General features: G+C 71.6%; 20 protein-coding genes. 7 read left to right on the top strand and 13 right to left on the bottom strand.

From position 1 onward, the window contains the following. The first annotated feature begins 219 nt into the window (after nt 1-219). Entirely contained in the window at nt 220-1,395 is a 1,176-nt protein-coding gene (locus ACFYWI_RS35425; RefSeq protein WP_389239899.1) for a low temperature requirement protein A, read from the top strand. Nucleotides 1,396-1,724: 329 nt separating this feature from the next. Further along, nucleotides 1,725-2,015 carry a DUF2277 domain-containing protein gene (locus tag ACFYWI_RS35430; RefSeq protein ID WP_389239900.1) on the top strand — a complete coding sequence of 97 codons (291 nt, stop codon included), beginning with the start codon at nt 1,725-1,727 and terminating at the stop codon, nt 2,013-2,015. On the opposite strand, the gene ACFYWI_RS35435 is transcribed toward ACFYWI_RS35430, so the two are convergent. The 5 genes from ACFYWI_RS35435 to ACFYWI_RS35455 form a co-directional block, all read right to left on the bottom strand. Next, nucleotides 1,942-2,670 carry a DedA family protein gene (locus ACFYWI_RS35435; RefSeq protein WP_389239920.1) on the bottom strand — a complete coding sequence of 243 codons (729 nt, stop codon included), beginning with the start codon at nt 2,668-2,670 and terminating at the stop codon, nt 1,942-1,944. The two genes, ACFYWI_RS35430 and ACFYWI_RS35435, sit on opposite strands and share 74 nt — an antisense overlap. Nucleotides 2,671-2,898: 228 nt before the next feature. Further along, the gene (locus tag ACFYWI_RS35440; RefSeq protein ID WP_389239901.1) at nt 2,899-3,360 is read right to left on the bottom strand and encodes a DoxX family protein; all 462 of its coding nucleotides are present in this window, start codon (nt 3,358-3,360) and stop codon (nt 2,899-2,901) included. 52 nt (nt 3,361-3,412) lie between these two features. After that, a complete protein-coding gene (locus tag ACFYWI_RS35445) occupies nt 3,413-5,398 on the bottom strand; it encodes an FAD/NAD(P)-binding protein (protein WP_389239902.1) in 1,986 nt (661 codons plus the stop codon). A gap of 105 nt (nt 5,399-5,503) precedes the next feature. Further along, nucleotides 5,504-7,267, bottom strand: coding sequence for an alkaline phosphatase D family protein (locus ACFYWI_RS35450; RefSeq protein WP_389239903.1), 1,764 nt, complete (start codon nt 7,265-7,267; stop codon nt 5,504-5,506). 89 nt (nt 7,268-7,356) lie between these two features. Further along, nucleotides 7,357-8,010: an HNH endonuclease family protein gene (locus ACFYWI_RS35455; protein WP_389239904.1), complete on the bottom strand. Its 654-nt coding sequence runs from the start codon at nt 8,008-8,010 to the stop codon at nt 7,357-7,359. 210 nt (nt 8,011-8,220) lie between these two features. Between ACFYWI_RS35455 and ACFYWI_RS35460 the strand changes: the two genes are divergently transcribed. Then, a complete protein-coding gene (locus ACFYWI_RS35460; protein WP_389239905.1) occupies nt 8,221-8,982 on the top strand; it encodes an ABC transporter permease in 762 nt (253 codons plus the stop codon). Between the two features lie 243 nt (nt 8,983-9,225). Further along, entirely contained in the window at nt 9,226-9,810 is a 585-nt protein-coding gene (locus tag ACFYWI_RS35465) for a TMEM165/GDT1 family protein (protein WP_389239906.1), read from the top strand. 387 nt (nt 9,811-10,197) lie between these two features. Here ACFYWI_RS35465 and ACFYWI_RS35470 read toward each other — a convergent pair whose 3' ends face one another. Continuing rightward, a complete protein-coding gene (locus ACFYWI_RS35470; RefSeq protein WP_389239907.1) occupies nt 10,198-10,875 on the bottom strand; it encodes an HAD-IA family hydrolase in 678 nt (225 codons plus the stop codon). Between the two features lie 162 nt (nt 10,876-11,037). After that, complete coding sequence (locus ACFYWI_RS35475; protein ID WP_389239908.1) at nt 11,038-11,943, bottom strand: peptidoglycan-binding protein; 906 nt, start codon at nt 11,941-11,943, stop codon at nt 11,038-11,040. Nucleotides 11,944-12,183: 240 nt separating this feature from the next. On the opposite strand from ACFYWI_RS35475, the gene ACFYWI_RS35480 reads away from it, so the two are divergent. Further along, on the top strand, nt 12,184-14,262 hold the full coding sequence (locus ACFYWI_RS35480) for a DHA2 family efflux MFS transporter permease subunit (protein WP_389239909.1): 2,079 nt from the start codon (nt 12,184-12,186) through the stop codon (nt 14,260-14,262). Nucleotides 14,263-14,271: 9 nt separating this feature from the next. On the opposite strand, the gene ACFYWI_RS35485 is transcribed toward ACFYWI_RS35480, so the two are convergent. From ACFYWI_RS35485 to ACFYWI_RS35500, 4 genes are all read right to left on the bottom strand, one after another. Next, entirely contained in the window at nt 14,272-14,751 is a 480-nt protein-coding gene (locus ACFYWI_RS35485) for a GNAT family N-acetyltransferase (RefSeq protein ID WP_389239910.1), read from the bottom strand. A gap of 58 nt (nt 14,752-14,809) precedes the next feature. Beyond that, on the bottom strand, nt 14,810-15,142 hold the full coding sequence (locus ACFYWI_RS35490; protein ID WP_389239911.1) for an antibiotic biosynthesis monooxygenase family protein: 333 nt from the start codon (nt 15,140-15,142) through the stop codon (nt 14,810-14,812). Nucleotides 15,143-15,297: 155 nt separating this feature from the next. Next, nucleotides 15,298-15,981, bottom strand: a complete 684-nt coding sequence (locus ACFYWI_RS35495) for an O-methyltransferase (protein ID WP_389239912.1) — start codon at nt 15,979-15,981, stop codon at nt 15,298-15,300. A 52-nt stretch (nt 15,982-16,033) separates the two neighbouring features. Continuing rightward, nucleotides 16,034-17,161 carry a DUF2330 domain-containing protein gene (locus ACFYWI_RS35500; RefSeq protein ID WP_389239913.1) on the bottom strand — a complete coding sequence of 376 codons (1,128 nt, stop codon included), beginning with the start codon at nt 17,159-17,161 and terminating at the stop codon, nt 16,034-16,036. Nucleotides 17,162-17,377: 216 nt separating this feature from the next. Here ACFYWI_RS35500 and ACFYWI_RS35505 point away from each other — a divergent pair, with 216 nt between their 5' ends. Together ACFYWI_RS35505 and ACFYWI_RS35510 are read left to right on the top strand one after the other, a co-directional pair. Further along, nucleotides 17,378-19,405, top strand: a complete 2,028-nt coding sequence (locus ACFYWI_RS35505) for a bifunctional glycosyltransferase 87/phosphatase PAP2 family protein (protein ID WP_389239914.1) — start codon at nt 17,378-17,380, stop codon at nt 19,403-19,405. 145 nt (nt 19,406-19,550) lie between these two features. Beyond that, complete coding sequence (locus tag ACFYWI_RS35510; protein ID WP_389239915.1) at nt 19,551-19,925, top strand: Scr1 family TA system antitoxin-like transcriptional regulator; 375 nt, start codon at nt 19,551-19,553, stop codon at nt 19,923-19,925. Between the two features lie 125 nt (nt 19,926-20,050). On the opposite strand, the gene ACFYWI_RS35515 is transcribed toward ACFYWI_RS35510, so the two are convergent. Both ACFYWI_RS35515 and ACFYWI_RS35520 read right to left on the bottom strand, forming a co-directional pair. Continuing rightward, entirely contained in the window at nt 20,051-20,509 is a 459-nt protein-coding gene (locus ACFYWI_RS35515; RefSeq protein WP_389239916.1) for a hypothetical protein, read from the bottom strand. A gap of 138 nt (nt 20,510-20,647) precedes the next feature. Continuing rightward, nucleotides 20,648-20,875 carry a DUF6296 family protein gene (locus ACFYWI_RS35520; protein ID WP_389239917.1) on the bottom strand — a complete coding sequence of 76 codons (228 nt, stop codon included), beginning with the start codon at nt 20,873-20,875 and terminating at the stop codon, nt 20,648-20,650. Between the last annotated feature and the right edge of the window lie 570 nt (nt 20,876-21,445).

Genomic DNA, 21,445 nt, shown 5'->3' on the forward strand with positions numbered 1-21,445 from the left:
CGCCGGAGCCCGCGGCCGGGGTGGGGACGCTCACACCGCTCCCGCAGGCCGCGGCCCGTACGCGGGTCCGCGCGTCGCCGCCGCTGGGGCACGGCCGTCCACGACTCTCGCCGACCTTGCACGCCGGAAGGGCACGACATGAGATCTTCGACCGCGGGAGCATCACCAACAGGGGTGTGAAGGGGGAGAGTTGTGACGACGGGCAGGGACCGGTCCCGGATGATCGCCACCGATGACAGTCATCGGGTGACTCCGGCCGAGCTGTTCTTCGACCTGGTCTTCGTGTACGCGATCACCCAGGTCACCGCGTTGATGGCGGCCGGCCCGTCGATCCTGAGGCTGGTCGGCGGAATGGTGGTGCTGGCTCTGCTGTGGTGGTGCTGGTGCTGCTTCGCCTGGCTGGGCAATGTCGTCAGGGCCGACACGGGCTCACTGTTCGGTGTCCTGGTCGCCGTCATGGCCGTGGTGCTGATCGTCTCGCTGACGGTGCCGGGGGTGTTCGCGGATGCCGAAGGCGGCCTTCCCGCACCTTTGCTGTTCGTCCTCTGTTACGGCGCGGTCCGGATGCTGCACCTGGTCACCTACTGGCTGGCGAGCCCGGGCGACCGGGCGCTGCACGCGACGCTGCGGCGCACCGCGCTGCTGTCCGTGGCCCCGCCGTTCGTGCTGTTGCTGGTCGGCAGCGCCTTCACGGGCCTCACCCAGGTGCTCATCTGGCTCGGCGCGGTCGCCATCGACTACGGCGGGATCTACATCACCGGCTCCTCGGGCTGGCGGGTCGTCTCGCCGGGGCACTTCGCCGAGCGGCACGGACTCATCGTGATCATTGCCCTGGGCGAGTCGATCGTCGCCATCGGGGTGGGCGTCTCGGGCCTGCCCGTCGACGTACCCGTGATCGTCGCTGCCGCCGCCGGCCTGCTGGTCGTCGCCGGACTGTGGCGGCTGTACTTCCGTCAGGTCAGCGAAGCGGCCGAGCACCGGCTGTTCGCTCTTACCGGCGACGACCGCACCCGGCTGGCCCGCGACGTGTACACGTTCCTGCACCTGCCGCTCGTCGCCGGCGTCGTGCTCTGCGCACTGGGCATGAAGAAGGTCCTGACACAGGTCGCCGACTCCGGGCACTACAGCCTGTCCGAGCCGCTCCACGGAGTCGTGGCCTGGGCGCTCACCGCAGGCGTGGGCATCTTCCTCCTCGGCTCCGCAGCCATCATGCTGCGCACCACCGGGCGCGTCCCCACTGTCCTGATCGCGGGCGGGCTGGTCTGCCTGGCCGCGGGCGCGGTCGTGGTCCTGATGCCCGCCCTGGTCGCCCTGGTGCTCCTGGGCGCAGCGGTGGCGACCATGCTGATCGTGCACGGCCGGACCACCCGGGCCGTGGAGGCCGGCCCCGCCTGAGGGCCGTTCTTCCGATCGTGCCGGGCTCGCGTGCCCCTGGCGCATCCGCCACGCCTTGCTCCTCCGCCTTGCGATCTCCCCCCGTGGCCCGTCCGGGCCCCGAGCGACCCGCGCCTTGAAGGCGTCATGCTCACCGGCCGGGCCACGCCCGGGAGGGGTCCGCGGCCCGCCCGGGGGCATCGACCGGGAGCGGCCCGACGTCACGCACGCGGACCGAGCGCAGACCGAGAACCCGGGCCTGCCCCGGGGGCGTCGGACCGAGGGACCGGGCGCAGCCCGAGGACGCCGACCGGCCCGCCGCCCGCCCGAGGGCAAGGCACACTGAAGTCATGTGCCGCAGCATCAAGACGCTCCGTCCGCCCGTGCTCCCCGAAGAGGCCACCGAGGAGGACATCCGGGCCGCCGCCCTGCAGTTCGTGCGCAAGGTGTCCGGTTTCCGGGCGCCCGCCGCACACAACCGTGAGGTGTTCGACCAGGCCGTCGACGAGATCACCGAGGCGACCCGCAAGCTGCTCGAAGGTCTCGAGGTGCGTGGATCGGGTGCGGCTAAGCGCCCGGCTCCTCGGCCGCAGGACCAGCCGGACGCCGCATGGCCGCAGGACCAGCCGGACGCCGCATGACGTACGCGGCCAGGGAGCCCGCCGCGAACAGCGCGAGCACCGATACGGCCGCGCCGATCCATGTCGCGCCCAGCCACTGGCCGCCGAAGTAGCCGAGCCCCACGCTGTAGCCGGCCCAGGCCACCCCGGCCAGGGCCGACCACGGCAGGAATTCCTTGACCTTGCGGTGTGCGGCGCCCGCGCCCAGGGAGACGACCGAGCGGCCGGCAGGTGCGAAGCGCGCGATCACCACCAGCGCGCCGCCACTGCGGCTGAGCGCCACGCCGAGACGTTCCTGCGCCCGGGTCAGCCGGCGCGAGCGGGCGATCGCCCGGTCCAGGCGGTCACCGCCGCGCCAGGCGAGCCGGTAGGCGACAAGATCGCCCAGGACGGAGGCGGTCGCGGCGCACAGGACCAGGGCCAGCAGCGAGGGGACCTCGCGTGGCACCTGGCTCGCCGTGCCCGCCACGGAGGCGGCGGCGGTCGCGGTGTCGGCCGTCGACCCGGCGGCGGCCGCGGTGGCCGCGGTGATCACCAGCACTCCGCTGGGCAGTACGGGCAGGAAGACGTCGAGAAGGACGGACAACGCCACTACGGCGTAGATCCATGGGCTGCCGAGCAGCGACCCCAGACTCTCGAGATTTTCCAGCACCTGAACTCCCCGTTGCCGTGACATTGCCGCGACGTCGCAGGGGAGCGGCAGGGGCGGCATGACAGCTGTACAGCGTACGCCCGGCGTATGGGCCGAGATCGGCAGGGTGCCGATGATGTCGTACGTATCGGCCATGTCCGAACGGACAAGCGGCGAACGCCCGGACGTTGCACGACCGCGGCACCGGGTCGCACCTGCGCCGGGCCCGGCCCTCGTCAGGAGGACCGGGCGCCCGGCGCAGGTGGGAGTGGGTCAGGCAGTGGCCGCGGCGGCCTGGTCGTTGCCCTCCTGCCGCGCACCCGAGCGCTCACCGCGCGGGGCGAACAGCTTGTCCAGCGCCAGGGCGCCCGGACCGGTGAACACCAGCAGCAGGAACGCCCAGCAGAACATCACGGACAGTTCGCCGCCGTTCTGCAAGGGGAAGAGCGACTTCGGCTGGTGCTCCGTGAAGTACGCGAACGCCATGGCGCCCGAGGCTATGAACGCGGCGCTGCGGGTGCCGATTCCGGCGAACACCAGCACGCCGGCGACCACCTCGATGGCAGCCGCGTACCAGAAGGGCCAGGTGCCGGTCGGCACGGAGTCGCGGCCGAGGACGCCGAAGAGCGAGGCGGCACCCTGGCAGGTGAAGAGCAGCCCGACGACGATCCGGAACAGACCGATGGCATAGGGCTGGGCCTGGTTGAGACGCGAGGGCAGCGAGGGCGCGGCCATGGGGGACTCCTTCGGTTGGGGACATGCACCGAGGGCGCCAGGTTAGGCGGCCCTAATCAATGCTTGCAAGTTCAACATTTGTGTCCTCGTGGACTCCTGTGTGGCCTTCACCGTTCATGGCGGCGGCCAGTGTGGCCCGCGCCACCGCATCCGCATCCGCCAGCGTTACGGAGTCGACCCCCGGCCGGGCGCCCGCCGCGGTGACCCAGTGCACGCCCTCGGTCGGCACCCCGAACGCGTAACGCCGTGCGTGTGCCCTCCCCTGACGGTTGATGAGCCTGTACGGGCGCGGAGTGACATCGACGCCCCCGGTCTCGTAGCCGTCGATCGAGTGAGGCCGGCAATGGCCGGTCTTCAGCAGCCGTCCGAGCAGTTCGTCGGTGGTCCTGCGCAGGTCCGGCTCCGGCAGCCGGGCCTCTATGAGCGTCGTCGCGGTCACCGCCGAGCCGGGCACGTCGGGCGACTCGGCGGTGAACAGCCCGTCCGCCATTCCGATCGCCGTACGCGGCCCGACCACCTCCAGCACGCCCGCCTCGATCAACGCTGTCATCTCCTCGATGCGGCGGCGCGGCGGGCCGATGGAGAGGAAGGCGTTGAGCGGCGTGTACCAGCGCTCGAGATGGTCGCGCCGGGAGGTGCCGCAGAGCCCGGCATGGTCCACGATCAGGCGCAGTTCGTTGCGCACATCGCGCAGCACGTCCAGCGCGGCCTTGAGCGGGCCGGCGACATTGCCGAGTGCGGCCTGCGCGGCGTCCCGGCGCAGCCGGCGCACCAGCCACGCCCGGTGCGCCTCGGGACAGGTGAACACCTCGCCCGCGGCCGGCCGGGAGAGCCCGTCCCACGACCAGCGGTCCGCCGCCGCGATCCCGAACGAGGCCAGTACGGCTGACTCCTCGGCGCTGCCATGGGGCGCGTCGAGGAACCGGGCCCGAAAGCGCCCGACCCTTGCCTGCTCGTTCCTTGTCCCTGCCTGCGTGTCCCCGATACCTGCCCGCTCGTCCCCGGTCGTGGCCAGCAGCGCCGTGTAGTAGACCGTCTCCACCTCCTTGGCGACCAGGGGCCATATCTCCGCCAGGAAGTCGGGCGGATCACCCGCGTCCGCGCGCTTGCGGAAGGCCGCGATCACATCGGCGGTGAGCATCAGCGGCTCGTGGCGGTCCGACGCACCCTTGGCGTTGTCGCCGCGCGCGTGGTACGGCACGCCGCGACGGGACCCCGCGTACAGCCGCGGCTCGCGCCCGGACGGCCGGTACACCAGGGCGCCGCCCTCCGACCGGGTGAACGAGCCGCCGCGGCCCGTGGTCAACAGGGCCATGTGGTCGAAGAAGTTGAGCCCGAGGCCGCGCAGCAGTACCGACTCGCCCGGCGCGATCGCCGAGAGGTCCAGATCGGCGGGGTTGGCGGGCGGGAAGTAGCGCAGTCGCGGATGACGGTCGGCGTAGTCGGCCAGATGCGTCGTGGACTGGCGGGAAACCACCGGGAGATGGCCCTGTGCGAGCACCACCGCATCCAGGCCGCTGAGCACCGTGCCGTCGTCAAGGGTGAGGGTCTGGCACGGGACACCCTGGCCGGGCAGCGCGTCCCGGTCGTCCTCCAGACGTACGGCACGGGCCCGGTGGACCTGGACCGTGACCGTGTCCGGGGCGCCTGTCGCGGCTTTTCGGAACGCCCACTGCAGATAGCGGCCGTAGCAGGCGCGCGTCGGGTAGTCGTCGGGACCGAGCCGGTCGTCGCCGTGATCCGCTGCCCACTCGTACAGGCTCGGCCCCGGGCGTATCGGGCCCTCGCAGCGGACGCTGTCGTCCGTGAACAGGGTGACCTGCGAGGCGACGGTGTTCATCAGCAGCTCGGCGGGCTGGTCGGTGCGCCACACCAGGCCCGGCCCGGCGGGGGCCGGGTCGACGACATGCACGGTGAGCCGGGTGTCCGGGGCCAGTTCGGGCACGGACGCGCAGAGCCGTTCGAGCACCGAGGTGCCGCGGGGGCCGGCCCCGACCAGGGCGATCGCGGAGGGAAGCGCGGGGGGAACTGCGGACAAAGCACTGACTCCCGGAGCATGTGGGGTGCGTGGCGGCCGTGGAAGCGGATCGTCCGCCTCATCATGCCCGTCCTGCCCCGGGAGTCGAAGGGCCGGGACGAGGGATCACCCTGCGCTGCGGCCGCTGTCACCGTCCGCAGCCGTGGGGCCGCCTCCCTGATCCGGCGTCAGGACCCGTTCGTCAGCGGTGACCAGTCGCGCACCCTCGCCGCGTACGTCCCCATTCGCCTGCTCTTGCGCCTGTTGCAGCCGCAGTGATGCCGAACGCCCGCGCAGCGTCAGCGTCATCAGCTGGTTGCCGAACCACGGCCCGCCCGTCTTGCGCCAGCTGATCAAGGGTGCGGGCGCCCGGCCGTGCCTGGCCAGCAGGCGGCCCAGCCGGCGCCCGGCCCGGCTCCACCCGAAGCGGAACCCGAGCCTTATCGGACGCGGGATGGAGTTGTGCAGGGCCGAGCAGGTCAGCTGCAGCACCCGGGCATCCGGGGGCGCGACGCCGGCCGCCCGGTCCGCAGCGTCGCCGGCCCGCCCCGCGTCCGCGGGCCATCGCGGCTCCGCGACGTACGCATGATGCACATCGCCCGACAGCACGCACACCGTCGCCGGGGCGTCCCGCCCGCTGCCCACCTCCGCCATCAGCCGGGTCAGCTTCTCGAACGAGGACGGAAAGGCCCCCCAGTGCTCCAGGTCGGAACGGCGGCGCACCTTCTCGCCGAAACGTGCCCACCGCGCCCCGCGCTCGCCGCGGCACAGCGCCGTGTTCCAGCCCTCCGCGTCATGGATGAGCGGCGGCAGCAGCCAGGGCAGCGAGGTGCCGACGAGCAGGTGGTCGAACGAGCCCGGCGTCTGAAGTGCCTGGTCGCGCAGCCACTGCTCCTCCTGCGTGTCGAGCATCGCCCGCTGCTGCTCGTCAAGGACACGGGCGGCGCGGGTGTCGACCATCAGCAGGCGGGTGCGGCCGAAGTCGCGGCGGTAGCTCCAGCGGGCGGCGGACGGTTCGGCGTCGGCCTGCTCCGCGAACCGGCGCAGCGCGTCGGTTCCGTCGGGCGCGGACCGCACCGCGGCGTACAGCGGATCGGCGGCCAGCTCGGCGGGGGAGAGATTGCCCAGGTGCTGGTAGACCCAGTACGACATCAGCGCGCTGAGGATCCGCTCCTGCCACCAGGGCGTCGCCCGCATCTCCGCGAGCCACGCGGCGCTGGTGTTCCAGTCGTCGATCACATCGTGGTCGTCGAAGATCATGCAGCTGGGGACGGTGGACAGCAGCCAGCGGACCTCGGGGTCCTTCCAGGACTCGTCGTAGAGCCAGGTGTACTCCTCGAAGTTCGCGATCCCCGCGCCCGGGGGCTCACGCAGATCGCGGTGGGCGGCGATGCGGTCACGCGTCGCCTCCGACGTCTCGTCCGCGTACACCTGGTCGCCGAGCAGGAGCAGTACGTCGGGGCGATCCTCATCGGGGGTGGCGGCCAGCCGGATTGCCAGGGTGTCCAGCGCGTCGGGTCCGACCGGGTCGTGCCCGTCGGCGGGCGCCGCGGCCCAGCGGCAGGAACCGAAGCTGACCCGTACGCTGTCGGCGGGAACGGCCGGGGTGCGGATCGTGCTCGGAGGGAAGCGGGAGCTGTCGAGCGGCCAGACACGGCGGCCGTCGAGGAGCACCTCGTACGCCGTCGACGAGCCGGGGGTCAGTCCTGTCACGGGGATCAGCGCGTAGTGGTGCCCGGCGATCTTGAACGTACGCGCCGAGCCCGCGCCGCCGGACTCGCAGCGCACCTCGGCCGTGCAGGGCTGGTCCGTCTCGACCCAGACGGTCGCGTTGTCGCCGGACTCCCAGTCGATGTACCGCAGCAGCGGTCCCAGGCGCAGCTCGGTCATGTGTGCCCCTCTCCGTCGCTCCGTAGGGTACGGAACGACGGAGAGGGGCGGACGGTTCCGGTCGGTCTGCGTGTGTCAGCAGCCGTTCGTCAGCAGCCGTTCAGGATCGACTGGAGCGCGCTCTTCTCCGCCGAGTCGACGCTCAGGTTCCAGTAGTACTTCACGTGCACCCACATCCGGGCGTACGTGCAGCGGTACGAGGTGACCGAGGGCAGCCACTCGGCCGGGTCCTGGTCCCCCTTGGCCTGGTTGACGTTGTCGGTGACGGCGATCAGCTGCGGGCGCGTGAGGTCGTTGGCGAACTGCTGGCGCTTGGAGGTGGTCCAGCTGTTGGCGCCCGAGCGCCACGCCTCGGAGAGCGGCACGATGTGGTCGATGTCGATGTCCGAGGCGGCGTACCAGGTGGCGCCGTCGTACGGGGAGAACCAACTGCCGCTGGTCGCCGCACAGCTGGAGTCCTGGACGACGTTCGAGCCGTCGCGCTTGAGGACGACCTCGCGCGTGTTGCAGGCGCCCGACTGCGTGATCCAGTGCGGGAACAGGTCACGGCTGTAGCCGGAGCCGGAGTTCTCCGCAGCCACGGGCAGCTGGCTGAGGTAGGTGCGTGCGGTGGCGGCGCTGACTGGGGTGGGCGGCGCGGCCTGGGCGGCGGGGGCGGTGGCGAGCAGACCGGTGGCGGCGAGGGCGGAGGCGGCGGAGAGTACGGCTATTCGGCGGATTCGACGCGCGTAGACACGGAACATGCGAACTCCTTTGTGGTGGGGGGTGCTTGGCCTCCCCCTACGCCCTTCGCGCGCAGGAGGTGCCCTTATGGGCGCGGCCATGCTGGCGCCCGAAGGTTTCTCGGGGATGGGCGCCAGGTAACAGGGTGGCGACATGGGCACGTCAGATCAAGAGTTTCGCGTGGCTTCTGACGCACCGCCACGAACGTTCACGCGGCGTAGGATTGACAAGTGCTGCTGCCGGTCAACCTCACTTTCGGGGCCGTACTCGCCGCCCTTCTGGTCCTCGCGGCGACCGTGGCCGCTCTCGCCCACCTCGGGCGCTCCCGCGAGATCGCCGTCGCAGGCGTACGCGCCGCGGTCCAACTCGCCGCCGTTTCCCTGGTGATCGGGTGGGTGGTCAAGGCGGTGCCGCTGCTGCTCGCCTTCCTGATGCTGATGTACGCGGTCGCCGTGCGCACGGCCGGCCGGCGCATCACCCGTAACGAGACCTGGTGGTGGGCCGGCGTGCCGATCGCCGCGGGCGTGGTGCCGGTCGTCGCGACCCTGCTCCTCACCGGCCTGGTGCCGGTGAAGGGCATCGCCCTGATCCCGGTCACCGGCATCCTCATCGGCGGCGCGCTCACCGTCACCGTGCTCGGCGGACGCCGTGCGCTGGACGAGCTGGAGCAGCGCCGCGGCGAGGTGGAGGCGGGCATGGCGCTCGGGCTGGCGGACCGTGACGCACGGATGGAGGTGGCGCGCGAGCCCGCGTCCGACGCGCTGCTGCCGGGCCTCGACCAGACCAGGACCGTGGGTCTGGTCACCCTGCCCGGTGCGTTCGTCGGGATGCTGCTGGGCGGGGCGTCACCGCTGGAGGCGGGCGCGGTGCAGCTGTTCGTCCTCGTCGCGCTGATGGCGGTGCAGGCGGTCGCGGTCGCGCTGGTGCTGGAGCTGGTGGCGCGGGGGTGGATGCACCGGGGCGCGGGGGAGGGCGGGACGCACCGTCCCTGACGGCACCGGGCGCGGGTCACGTAGTCTGTAAGCGCAGAAGGGGAGTAGCTCTTCGCCGGACCGTCGACATACTGCTGGGCTCGTGCCCGGCCGGCGCCCGGAGGCGGCCTTGTCGAGGCCGCCGGCGAGACCTTCGGCCGCAGTGCCCATGTATGTGTTCATGGCGCTGCCGTGCCGAAGCGACCCCTGAGACGCTCAGGACTCTCGGCAGGGCAGCGCCCGACCGATTGAGGAACTCCATCCATGATCAGCTTCACCGTCATGGCGATCACGTTCGGCGTCGTCTTCCTCGCCGAGCTGCCCGACAAGACCGCGCTCGCCGGTCTCATGCTGGGCACCCGCTACCGCGCCTCGTACGTCTTCGCCGGGGTGGCCGCCGCCTTCGCCGTCCATGTCACGCTCGCCGTCGCGGCGGGAAGCGTGCTGACCCTGCTGCCGCACCGGCTCGTGCAGGCGCTGGTCGGCGTCCTGTTCCTCGCGGGTGCGCTGATGTTGCTCATGAAGGGGGGCGACGAGGAGGAGGAGCACATCAAGGCCCCCGCCGACCAGTCGTTCTGGAAGGTGTCGGGAGCGGGCTTCATGCTCATCCTCGTGGCGGAGTTCGGCGATCTGACCCAGATCATGACGGCCAACCTGGCGGCGCGTTACGACAGTCCCGTCTCGGTCGGCGTCGGTGCGGTGCTGGCGCTGTGGGCGGTCGCGGGCATCGGGATCCTGGGGGGCCGGACGCTGATGAAGTACGTCCCGCTCCGGCTGATCACCAAGGTCGCGGCCTGCCTGATGCTGGCGCTGGCCGGCTTCAGCCTCTACGAGGCGATCGCTGCCTGACCCAGGCCGGAAACGGCCTGCAGCTGTTCTGGTTCACCGCGTGCGCAATCGTGCTCGCGGCCTCGGCGGGTCGGCCGGCGGCGGCAGCGGTGCGCGCGTCGCGCGGAAGCTGCCGGGCCGGCCGGCTGCGGTCATCGCGGAGCACGTCGGGGCCCGGTCCCGGAGTTCCCGGGGCCCCGCGCCGGCTGCACGGAACATCCGACGGAGTTCGCGGGGGTACCGGCGTGGGCACTGGCCCTCCGGTCGATCCGGCGGGGGGTGACCGGGCGGGGCGGCGGTCGGCCGGGTGCGCGGGCGACGGGGCCGTGAAGTTCGCCCCGGGGTGTGACCGGGCCGGCCGGTTCAGGCGGCGGCGTGATCGCACGCCGCCGGCCGCCCGGCGAGGGCTCAGGCGGCCGGGGCCGTGACCCGCAGGTCGATCGTCCCGTCCGGGCCGACGCTCACGGCCAGCCCCGTCAGGTCGTGCACATGCACGTCCGGCGCGAACGCCGCGGCACGGGGGCCCACGCCGACCACGCGCATGCCTGCCGCGCGGGCCGCGGCGATCCCGGCCTCGGAATCCTCGAAGGCCACGCAGTCGGCAGGGGCGAAACCCAGTTCGGCCGCGCCCTTGAGGAAGCCCTCCGGGTCCGGCTTGCTCGCGCCGACGCACTCCGCGGTCACGCGGACCTGCGGCATCGGCAGTCCGGCCGCGGTCATCCGTGCCTGGGCCAGGGCCTCGTCGGCCGACGTCACCAGGGCGTGCGGCAGGGCGGCGACGGTGGCCATGAAGGCGAGGGCGCCGGCGACGGGGACCACGCCGTCGGTGTCGGCGGTCTCCTGGGCGAGGAGTACCCGGTTCTCCGCGTGGTTCTGCTCCATGGGGCGGTCCGGGAGGAGTGCCGCCATGGTGGCGTAGCCCTGCCGGCCGTGGACGACCTCGAGGGCCTCGTCCGGGTCCAGGCCGTGCTCCACCGCCCAGGCGCGCCAGCAGCGCTCCACCACGGCGTCCGAGTCGACGACGGTGCCGTCCATGTCCAGCAGGAGGGCACGGGCGGACAGGACGGGCGGGGTGGTGGCCGGCATCGGCTGCTCCAGGGCGCGTGAAAAAGAGAACAAGCGGCTCCGCCCGCCGGTCAGGGAGAACAGGCGGAACCACTTTGTTCCTTCACGATACAAAATGGGGACACGGGGCGCCACCCCGCCCGTCGTGGGCCTTGTCTCACCGCTCCCGGCCTCCGGCTCCCGTCACGGCTGTCGGGTCTCCGACTCCAGCGCGCGGCGCGTGTGCTTGCCGTACACGCCCTCGGGGTCACGATCGATGCCCCGGGCCCACTGGTAGCGCCGTACCGCGTCCTCGACCTCCCCGTCGTACTCGCCGTCGAACGGGCCCTCGTACAGCCGCAGCTGCTCCAGCCGCAGCTGGAGATCCTCGACCGCCGGACCGCTGTCCCCCGGCCGCAGGGTGTCCCGGCTCGACTGCCTCGACGGTGCCTGCAGTGCCGAGGCGGTGGCGACCGTGGTCGAGGGCGCCACGGACGACGGGTCGGCGGGGCCCGAGCCGCCCGGAGCCGTACCTGCAGCGGACCGGGAGGCTGCCGCGGACCCGGATGCCGGCCCCGACGCCGGCGCCGACGACGATGACGATGACGACGATGGAGACGAGGACGTGGCCGACACCGAAGGGGACGCCGCGGACCCGGACACCGACGCGGACGGCAGACCGGGCCCGAGGCTCACGCTCGTCGCGGTCGCCCTGGAGTCCGGCGCCGCCCGTTCGCTCTCGCCGTCACCGGAGAACAGGCCGCCGGCGAACGCCACCGTCCCGGCCACCGCCACCGCTGCGGCGCCCGCCATCAGCCCGGTGAACGCCCGGCTGCGCCGCGGTGGTGCGGCATGCTGCCCCGCGCGTGCGACGCGGACCAGCTCCAGCTCCTGCGTGTCCGGCTCGTTCACGAGGTCCGGGAGCGGCCCCGGCCCTCCCGCAGGTACCGGCACCTGGACCTGGGTGACCGCCTGCGGTATCGGCGCGGGCGGCGGCCCGGCCGCTTCCGCCCGCATGCCCTCCAACGTCACATACGGCCGGATCCGCAACGGGTCGAACTCCTCCGCCGCCATCTGCGCGTGCCGCCCCGCCTGCAGCGCATCCCCCATGCGCTCGGCACAGCGGCACCCTGGCCCTGCTCCCCCGCCCGTACTCCACGGCGTGCCGCACTGCGGGCATCCCTGTCCGGTCATCGCCGGTCCCCTCCCATTGGAATCCCAGCGATTATGCAGGCGCCGTACGGCACCCCAACGGCCCCACCCCCCCTCTCGGCAGGCCATAACGGGGCACAACCACCACGATGGAACGAGAGGGGGGACAACCGGCGAACGGACCCCGAGGAGACCGGTATGGCTCAGGAAGTGGGCAGTCCGGAGGTGAGTCCGGCCCCTGGCGAGGCCCAGGACCGGCGCACCGTCCTGGTCGCCATCGGCGCACTGCTGCTCGGCATGCTGCTCGCCGCCCTCGACCAGACCATCGTCGCCACCGCCCTGCCCACCATCGTCAGCGAACTCGGCGGCCTGGACCATCTGTCATGGGTGGTCACCGCCTACCTGCTGGCCTCGACCGCGGGCACCCCCCTGTGGGGCAAACTCGGCGACCAGTACGGACGCAAGCAGCTCTTCCAGATCGCCATCGTCATCTTCCTCATCGGCTCCGCACTGTGCGGGGTCGCCCAGAACATGCCTCAGCTGATCGGATACCGCGCGCTCCAGGGCCTCGGCGGCGGCGGGCTGATGGTGCTGTCCATGGCGATCGTCGGCGACATCGTCCCGCCGCGCGAACGCGGCAGGTACCAGGGCCTGTTCGGTGCGGTCTTCGGCGCCACCAGCGTGCTCGGGCCGCTGCTCGGCGGCTTCTTCACCGAACACCTCAGCTGGCGCTGGGTGTTCTACATCAACCTGCCCCTCGGCATCGTCGCCCTGCTCGTCATCGCGGCCGTCCTGCACATCCCGAAGCGGCGGACCCGGCACATCATCGACTACCTCGGCACGTTCCTCATCGCCTCCGTCGCCACCTGCCTGATCCTCGTCGCCTCCCTTGGCGGCACCACCTGGGCCTGGGGCTCGCCACAGATCATCGGGTTCGCCGTGCTCGGCGCCGCACTCCTCGTCGCCTTCGTGGCCGTGGAGCGCAGAGCGGCCGAACCGGTGCTGCCACTGAGGCTGTTCCGCATCCGGACCTTCACCCTCGTCGCCGTCATCAGCTTCGTCATCGGCTTCGCGATGTTCGGGGCGATGACGTATCTGCCCACGTTCCTGCAGGTCGTCCAGGGCATCTCACCGACCCTGTCCGGTGTGCACCTGCTGCCGATGGTGCTCGGCCTGCTGATCACCTCCACCGCGTCCGGCCAGATCGTCAGCCGTACCGGCCGCTGGAAGGTCTTCCCCGTCGCGGGCACCGCCGTCACCGCGATCGGCCTGCTCCTGCTGCACCAGCTGGAAGCGTCCAGCTCCACCTGGCAGATGAGCGTCTGCTTCTTCGTTTTCGGCGCGGGCCTCGGCCTGGTCATGCAAGTGCTGGTGCTCGTCGTGCAGAACGCCGCCAGCTACGAAGATCTGGGCGTCGCCACCTCCGGTGCGACGTTCTTCCGTTCCATCGGGGCCTCGTTCGGCGTCGCAGTCTTCGGCACGATCTTCAACAACCGTCTCGAGGACAAGCTCGCCGATGCGCTCGCCGGACAGCGGGTGCCACCCGGCGCCGGCGCCGCGGACCTGGCCGCCGATCCGCGCGCCATCGCCCAACTGCCTTCGTCGCTGCGCCCGTCGGTACTGGACGCCTACTCGACGTCCATCACGGACGTCTTCCTGTACGCCGCGCCCGTCGTCGCCATCGCCTTCGTCTTCTCCTGGTTTCTCAGGGAGGACAAGCTGCGCGGCTCGGTCACCGCACCCGACCACACCCAGACCCTGGCCTCCAACCCCGTCGAGCGCTCCTCGCACGACGAAGTCGCACGGGCCCTGTCGCTGCTCGGCTCGCGTGAGGGGCGTCGGCACGTCTACGAGCAGATCGCCGAGAAAGCCGGCTACGACCTGCTGCCCGCGTCCAGTTGGCTGCTGCTGCGCATCAAACGCGACGGCATGGTGGAACCTGCCCGCCTCTCCGACACCACCTTGGTGCCGCTGCGCACCATCACCGAGGCGAGCCGGCAGATCGAGGAGCAGGGGCTCGCACGCCGCGAGGGCCTGGACCTGCACCTCACCGACGGCGGCGAGGCCGTGGCCGAACGGCTGGCCCAGGCGCGCGAGGAGTCACTGGCGCAGCTTCTCGGCGACTGGTGGGGCCCGGACCGTCCGACCGACCTCGCGCAGCTGGTGCACGAGCTCACCCGCGAACTGTGCGGCTCCGACGGCGAACGGCCCGACGGCCCGCAGCCCGAACGGGATCACGCAGCTCCCCACCGCCACAACGATCACCATCACGGCTGACGGCGTCGGTCAGAGCTCCTTGCCGTACCAGACGTCCATGTACGGGCCCGTGCAGTACGCCGGGATCTCGGCGTAGCCGTGCCGCACATACACGGCGCGCGCCTCGACCAGGTCCAGGCGCGTGTTCAGCACCATCCGCCGCGCACCGAGCGCCCGGGCCTCGTCCTCCAGGACGTTCATCAGCAGCCCCGCGCCCTTCAGGCCGCGGAACGCCGGGCGCAGGAACAACCGGGTCAGCTCGGCGCGCTCGCCGTCCAGCATCAGCACCCCGCCGCAGGCCGCCGCCTCGCCGCCGTACCGGCCGACGACGAACTGACCGGTGGGCGGGGTGAGTTGCTCGGCACCGTCGCCTGCGAGCCCCTGGCCGATCTCCTCGGCGGTCGCGGGCCGCTTCCAGTAGCGGCTCGCGACGTCGTCGTAGTAGTCACGGCGCAGGGCACTCGCGTCGGGGGAGTCGAAGGCCTCGGGGGCCAGGGTCCAGGTGCTCATGCACCTGTCGTAACCCTGCGGAGGCCCCCGCGGCCAGCGAATTTCCGCCCGGGGCCGCTCAGGCCTTGGGCGCCGCCTGCTGCACCACCTCGAACGACCACAGCGTGGACCCGGTGGCGGCAGGCTTGGGACGCTCGCCGCCCTCGCCCTCCGCGCCGCCCCCACCGTGGGACGCCTTCATCGAGCCCTCCATCCAGGCCTGGAACGAAGCCTCGTCGCGCCAGCGCGTGTAGACGAGGTACTGGTCGGTCCCTTCAAGGGGACGCAGCAGCTCGAACCACTCGAAGCCGTCCGAGTTCTCCACAGAGCCCGCACGGGAGGCGAAGCGCTTCTCCAGCACCTCGCGCTGTTCGGTCGGCACGGTCAGGGCATTGATCTTCACGATGCTCATGCCGCCATCCTGCCGTACCGCCGAAGCCCGCCGGGCGGATGCCGGGCGGACGGCCGGGCTCAGGTCTCCGCCGGAAGGTCCCGAGGTTCAGATGCGCGCCAGCCGAGGCGCCCCCGACTCACGACACCGCCCGGCCGAGGCGTCCGCGTCCCGGCTCAGGACACCACGCGTGCCAGCAGGAAGCCGTCGTAGCCCTTCGTGCCCACGGTCTGGACCGCGGTGGCATCCAGACGGGGTTCCGCGGCGATCAGGTCGTACATCTCGCGGGTGCCCAGGACCGACGGGTCCTGGTTCGCCGGGTCCGTCACCGCGCCGCCGCGCACCACGTTGTCCACGATGATCACGCTGCCCGGGCGGGTCAGCCGCAGCGCCCACTCCACGTAGCGCGCGTTGTTCACCTTGTCCGCGTCGACGAAGACCAGGTCGAACGGGCCCGCACCCGGCTCCGCGACCAGCCGCGGCAGGATGTCCAGCGCCGCGCCCGTCCTGACCTCGGTGATCTTCTCGAGGCCCGCCCGGGCCAGGTTGGCGCGGGCCACGTCCGCATGGGCCGGGTCGTACTCGAGTGAGATCAGCCTGCCGTCGTCCGGCAGCGCACGCGCCAGCCAGATCGTGCTGTAGCCGCCCAGCGTGCCGATCTCCAGCACCCTGCGCGCGCCCTGCATCAGCGCCAGCAGATACAGCAGCTTGCCCTGGTTGGGTGCGACATTGATCGCCGGCAGCCCCGCGGCCTCGCTCGCTGCGAGCGCCGCATCGAGTGCCTCGTCCGCGTGCACGAGCCGCTCCGTGACGTACCGGTCGACCGCGCTCCACTGCTCGTGATTGCCCTGAATCGTCATACGCCCCAACCTAGGGCCGATCCTGCCCGATTCGGGGCCCAGGCCCCCTGGTTCAGCCCGCCGGCAGCGGCACGGAACCCCGCTGCCGGGACCGTACGCGCCACAGCGCCGCCGTACCCAGCAGTGCGGCGGCCCCGCCCACCGTCAGCAGCCACACGGGCACACCCGCGACCGTCAGCAACTGGTTCCCGTACACCACCCGACGGAAGGGTGTGTCCTCGTCCGCCGCCCGCAGTTCGTGGTCCCCGTCGATCCGCTGCGGCCGTGGAAAGTCCTGCTCCAGCGCGGTCAGGAAACGCTCCCGCCCGCCCGTGAGCCGACCCAGCGCCCCCCGCGGCGCGACCTTCCCCGCATACGTCACCACGGGCTCGTCCCCGCCGATCGAGCCGCGCGGCTCCATGCGGTGGGCGGCCAGCACGAACAGCGACAGCGACTGGGCGTTCCCGGCACGCCGCGACAGCCGCATCGGATAGACCAGCCGGTCGCTGGCGAACCGCAGCCGCAGGGGGTCGAGCGTGCCCTGCAGCACCGCGCCCTTCTCACGCGGCGCGAGCCTGACCGCCACGTACTCCCAGTGCTGCTCGACGTACGGATCCAGGTCCGCGCTCAGGCCGTCCGGCAGCCGGAAACCGTTCTGTTCCAGCCAGCCTCGCAGTGCGTCCGGATCGGTCGCCGTCAGCCGGGCGACATCGAAGTCACCCAGCCGTTCGCGGCCGACCACGCCCACGCCCGCCGCCTCTCCCGGGGGCGGCGCGGCCGCGCCGTCGACATCGTCCGAGCCGAACGGCCAGTCGTTGTCGCGCGGCCAGAAGTAGTACCGCTTGCGGTGCTCCGGTGCGATCGCCGTCTCCAGCTCGTCGAAGAGTGCGTCGTCCGCGAGTTCGACCGTGGCGCGCCCCGGCACCGGCATGATCCAGGCCGCCTGCGTGGCGTCGGAGGCGACAGTGAAACGCATGACCAGCTGCTCGGTACGGCCGTCCCAGTCGATCACCGAGGTCTCGTGATCGACGCTCATCCGGGACTGCGCCCCCGGCACCATCGCACCGCAGCCGCACGCATAGGCCGGGCTGATCAGCGACCCGAGCTGCAGCGCCAGCAGCGCCCCCGCCACCAGCAGAACCCGTCGGCGCGGTCGCCGCCGCGGATGGGCAGGCGGCCGTTCTTGTATGTTCCCCCGCATACCTCCTGGGACGGTGCCGCTGACGTGGCGGTTCCGTCCCGACTACTCCTTCCGGGTGCGACCGGGCGACAAAAATCGGACAGTATCGGGGTGACACTCAGGCGAAGAGGGGGTTGCCTGAGTCTTCATCACGGGGCAGTGCGACGCTCTACGGATGCCCGGTGAGGGCCGGAAGCACAACCAGAACGACACAACGGTGGGGAGGCGCGGCGCGACGTGGCGAACGCGGAGCACAGCGTGCGCGGGAGTGCGACGACGGACACGAGGATGGGCGCGGCCAGGGCCGCGCTGTGGATCGTCGCCGCCGTTCTCGCCGTACGGCAGACAGCGGCGGTGCTGCGGCAGCCGCCCGGTGAGCGGCTCACCGACCTGGAGACCTGGATCGGCGACAACGGCGTCCTGCATGTGACCGGATCGCTGTACGACGCCGACAGATTCACCGGCACCCCCTTCGCAGGCCTGGTACTCAAACCACTGGCACGCTCGGCCGAGCAGAGCCTCGGCGTCGCCTGGACCTTCGGCACACTGCTGCTCGTCGTGCTGCTCGGCCTGGTCGCCGCCCGCGCCCTGCCCATCCCGGTCTCGCGCCGCAGCACGCTGCTGGCAGCCCCCGTCGCCATCAGTCTGCTGATGCTGTCGCTGCCCGTCCGCAACAGCTTCCACCTGGGCCAGACCAGCATCATCCCGGTCCTGTTGGTGCTGCTCGGCTGCTTCGCCGTACGCGGCGAGAGACCCTCCGGCATCCTCATCGGCATCGGCGCGGCCCTCCAGCCCACTGTCCTGCTCTTCGCACCGCTGCTGTGGCTCACCGGCCGCCGCAGTGCCGCCGTGGCCGCGGGCGGCACCTTCGCGGGCCTCTCCGCGCTGGCCTGGGCCGCGCTGCCCAGCGACTCGTGGACGTACTGGGTGCACCACGTCGCGGGCGCCGGGCTCGGCGCCCGCCCGGACAGCCTCGCCAACCAGTCGCTGCACGGCGCGCTGCTGCGTCTCGGCCTCGAGGGACCGCTCGAGATCACCCTGTACCTGGTGCTCGCCGCCGCCGTCTGCTTCGTCGGGCTGCGCCGCGCCGTCCGCTACGCCAGGGACGGCCAGCTGCTCCTCGGTGTCGCCCTGACGGGCTGTGTCGCGGTCGCCGTCTCACCGACCGCCTGGCAGCACCAGCTGCTGTGGGTGCTCCTCGCGGTCGTCGGCCGGGTGGGCAAGCGGGCCTCCGACCGGATGCTGTGGCCGGTCCTGGTGGTCCTGGTGATGACACTGCCGGGGAAGATGCTGCTGCCCAACATGGCGGTGCTGCACCCCGTACGCGACAACGCCCTGCTCATCGCGGCGCTCGCGGCGGCGTGCGCGGTGCCGTTCCTGCCGCTGACCTCGCCGTACTTCCGCCGCCCGGTGCCCACCGAGTACGCCGAGCCCGTCGCCGCGCGCTGGGCGCGGGTGCCGCTGCTGCCCTTCTGGCGCCGCGTGCTCAGTCGTCCGAACCTGCTGCTCGAACTGCTGGTGATACGGGTCGGCTACTCGGTCTACTCGCACATCCGCGCCGCGGCGACGGGTGGCGTGACGGCGGCCGAGGAACACGCCCGGCAGATCGTCTCCGCCGAGAAGGCACTCGGCATCGACATCGAGCACTGGGTCAACCAGGCGGTGATCAAGACCGAGTGGGCCGAGGCGTTCTTCAACTTCTACTACACGTCGTTCCACTTCGTGATCCCGCTGAGCATCCTCGGCATCCTCTACGTCCGCCGGCCCTCGGACTACCGCTGGGCCCGCTCCTCGCTGGCCTTCGCGACCCTGCTCGCACTGCTCGGCTTCTGGCTCTACCCCCTGGCCCCGCCGCGGCTGATGCCCGGCATGGGCTTCATCGACACGGTGCACGGCCCGCAGGACCTCGCCAATCCGGACTACGGGGCGATGACGGCCGTCACCAACCAGTACGCGGCGATGCCGTCGCTGCACTTCGGCTGGTCGCTCTGGTGCGGGCTCGTGGTGCTGGTTCTCGCCCCCAAGCTGTGGATGAAGCTGCTGGCCCTGCTGCACCCGCTGTTCACGGTGTGCGCGATCGTGGCCACCGCCAACCACTGGGTCCTCGACGCGGCGGGCGGCGCGGCGGTCGTCGGCGCGGGCTTCGGCCTCACCTACCTGCTGGCCGGCCGCCGACAGCTCCAGGTCCCGGCCCACGCGGTACCCGCTGCGAGAGCGGTCGAGGCCGCCGACCGGACCGACGCGGTCCCGGCTTCGCGCGCCTGACGCATGGCGGCCCCGGGGGCGCGGGACGTGCCCGTGCCCCCGGGGTGGATCGTCGCGTTCAGCCAGGATCCGCCGACGGAGCCGTTTCCGCCACTCGGGAGACCTCGAACCAGACGGGCGGCGACTACGCTCGGCTACTGCTTGAATGCAACCTGTCCGTGAGTGGACGGAGTTGAGTACGAGAGGGGCGGACGGAGTTGAGTACGAGGGGGTACGAGTACCCCATATCAACACCCTCGATCCGAGCGCCCCGCTCGACTACTACGGGTACGACTCCATGCCTTTCAACCCCAGCTCCTACATGGGCTGCTCCAGACGGAGGAGTACGCACGTTGCGGTGCTCGGCGTCGAGCTCCCGGACGACCTCGACAACCTGGTGGCGGCCCGAATGCAGCGTCAGCGCATCCTGCAGAAGACCGAGCCACTGTTCCTGTGGGTGGTCGTAGGTGAGTCGGTGCTCTACCAGGAAGTGGGCGGTACGTCGGTCGTGCGAAGCCAACCGGCGCATCTGTTGGCTTGAACGGACAGTAGCCGCGTTCGTCGCGGCCGCCGCGCAGGGCGAGGTTTGAGCGTCGCGCAGGCGTGGCTGGGTGGCTGAATCCAGCCCTGATCCCGGTCACTTCGGCCTGGAGTTGTCCCCCCGGATCAGCATTCGTCGTACCGCCACTGCCCTTCCTCCCGCTTCCACGGCTGCTGCTGCTGGTCCAGCTCTGGGGCGTCGTAGCTGTACGTCACGAAGGCAAGATCGCCGGACACAAGGTCGACCCTCACCAGTCTGACGTGCTGCTTACCGTGCTTCTTTGCCGCGGCCTCGACGATGGGCTTGTACGCCTCGGGCGCCAGCGCCTCTTGACAGCGCGTAGACAGCATGGCGTATGCCGCTTTGGCATCCGGCTTGAAGTAGACATCCGCGTAGGCGTGTACAGCCCTCTCCAGCTCGACGTTGGTGTCGTCGGCGGGCTGCTGTGCCGTCCGCTCGGCGGTCGGCGTCGTTGTCGGAGTCGGAGTCGGCTTCTCGGATGGTGCTCTGTCGTCTTCGCTGCCGGTGCAGGCAGTGAGGGCGAGAAGCAGGGCAGCCGTAAGCACGGTGGTGATGTGGCGCATGGTCCCCCCGGACGTCCTGTGTGATGAGACAGGGACATCATGAGCCACGCGTGGACCGGGTCGGCCCCGAGGGCGGTCCGGCGGGAGGCAGGGGTGGGGGTGCGCAGGGCGATTTTCAGCCGGTGGGCGTCGGCGCGCTCAGGCGCCCGGCGACCGTGCGGTCACCGGCCTCTCATGCGCCTGATGCCCCCCGCTGGCCAGCATCCGTACCTCCCCCTGGTCACTGATCTCCGCACGCACGATGCCCGTGTCGTCCTCGTAGATCGGATAGCCGCCGGCTCCTGTCCTTTCGGTGCGCCGGACGATGACCACGTCGTAGTCCGTGGCCGACGCAAACACGAGCTCATAGGTATATGGATACGCCATGTTCCTATCGTGGCCCCAGCCCGAACGCCGCGCCTCCCGAAACCTGCCGGTCGCACCGGGTGTCGGCCACTCTGGCGTGAACGCTTTCGGCGACGGTGGGAACGAGCACCCCGACAATCCGCATTGTCACTGGTCACAGGCTCTTTCTGCTTACGTGATCACCTCCACCTGCGCTGTCCGGGGGTGGCCGGGTCGCCGCGGGCCGGGTGGGGCCGGGTCGGGGCGATGGGCGTGGGGCAGGTCCGGGGTGGGCCGGGTCCGGGTGCGCGGCGTGGGGCCGGTCCCGAGATTGGCGGGGTTGGATTGGTGGGTGTGGGGCCGGTCTCGGGTTGGCCGGGTCCGTGGGTGTGGTGTGGGGCCGTCCCCGGGCCGGTCTCGGGGGTGGCCGGGTCCGCGGCTTCGACGAAGGGCCGGTCCGGGGGTGGGCCGGGTCTGTCGGTTCGGCGTGGGCCGGTCCGGGGGTGGTCAGGCCCGAGGGTGTGGTGTGGGGCCGGTCTCGGGTTTGGCCGGGTTGGTGGGTGTGGTGTGGGGCCGGTCTCGGGTTTGGCCGGGTTGGTGGGTGTGGTGTGG

The sequence above is a fragment of the Streptomyces sp. NPDC002889 genome (genome assembly GCF_042888425.1).
Classification (GTDB): Bacteria; Actinomycetota; Actinomycetes; order Streptomycetales; family Streptomycetaceae; genus Streptomyces.

Coding starts and splice junctions, on each gene's coding strand:
- ACFYWI_RS35425 (WP_389239899.1), top strand. CDS start 220: ATGATCGCCACCGATGACAGTCATCGGGTGACTCCGGCCGAGCTGTTC.
- ACFYWI_RS35430 (WP_389239900.1), top strand. CDS start 1,725: ATGTGCCGCAGCATCAAGACGCTCCGTCCGCCCGTGCTCCCCGAAGAG.
- ACFYWI_RS35435 (WP_389239920.1), bottom strand. CDS start 2,670: ATGTCACGGCAACGGGGAGTTCAGGTGCTGGAAAATCTCGAGAGTCTG.
- ACFYWI_RS35440 (WP_389239901.1), bottom strand. CDS start 3,360: ATGGCCGCGCCCTCGCTGCCCTCGCGTCTCAACCAGGCCCAGCCCTAT.
- ACFYWI_RS35450 (WP_389239903.1), bottom strand. CDS start 7,267: ATGACCGAGCTGCGCCTGGGACCGCTGCTGCGGTACATCGACTGGGAG.
- ACFYWI_RS35455 (WP_389239904.1), bottom strand. CDS start 8,010: ATGTTCCGTGTCTACGCGCGTCGAATCCGCCGAATAGCCGTACTCTCC.
- ACFYWI_RS35465 (WP_389239906.1), top strand. CDS start 9,226: ATGATCAGCTTCACCGTCATGGCGATCACGTTCGGCGTCGTCTTCCTC.
- ACFYWI_RS35470 (WP_389239907.1), bottom strand. CDS start 10,875: ATGCCGGCCACCACCCCGCCCGTCCTGTCCGCCCGTGCCCTCCTGCTG.
- ACFYWI_RS35475 (WP_389239908.1), bottom strand. CDS start 11,943: ATGGGGGATGCGCTGCAGGCGGGGCGGCACGCGCAGATGGCGGCGGAG.
- ACFYWI_RS35480 (WP_389239909.1), top strand. CDS start 12,184: ATGGCTCAGGAAGTGGGCAGTCCGGAGGTGAGTCCGGCCCCTGGCGAG.
- ACFYWI_RS35485 (WP_389239910.1), bottom strand. CDS start 14,751: ATGAGCACCTGGACCCTGGCCCCCGAGGCCTTCGACTCCCCCGACGCG.
- ACFYWI_RS35490 (WP_389239911.1), bottom strand. CDS start 15,142: ATGAGCATCGTGAAGATCAATGCCCTGACCGTGCCGACCGAACAGCGC.
- ACFYWI_RS35495 (WP_389239912.1), bottom strand. CDS start 15,981: ATGACGATTCAGGGCAATCACGAGCAGTGGAGCGCGGTCGACCGGTAC.
- ACFYWI_RS35500 (WP_389239913.1), bottom strand. CDS start 17,161: ATGCGGGGGAACATACAAGAACGGCCGCCTGCCCATCCGCGGCGGCGA.
- ACFYWI_RS35510 (WP_389239915.1), top strand. CDS start 19,551: ATGCAACCTGTCCGTGAGTGGACGGAGTTGAGTACGAGAGGGGCGGAC.
- ACFYWI_RS35515 (WP_389239916.1), bottom strand. CDS start 20,509: ATGCGCCACATCACCACCGTGCTTACGGCTGCCCTGCTTCTCGCCCTC.
- ACFYWI_RS35520 (WP_389239917.1), bottom strand. CDS start 20,875: ATGGCGTATCCATATACCTATGAGCTCGTGTTTGCGTCGGCCACGGAC.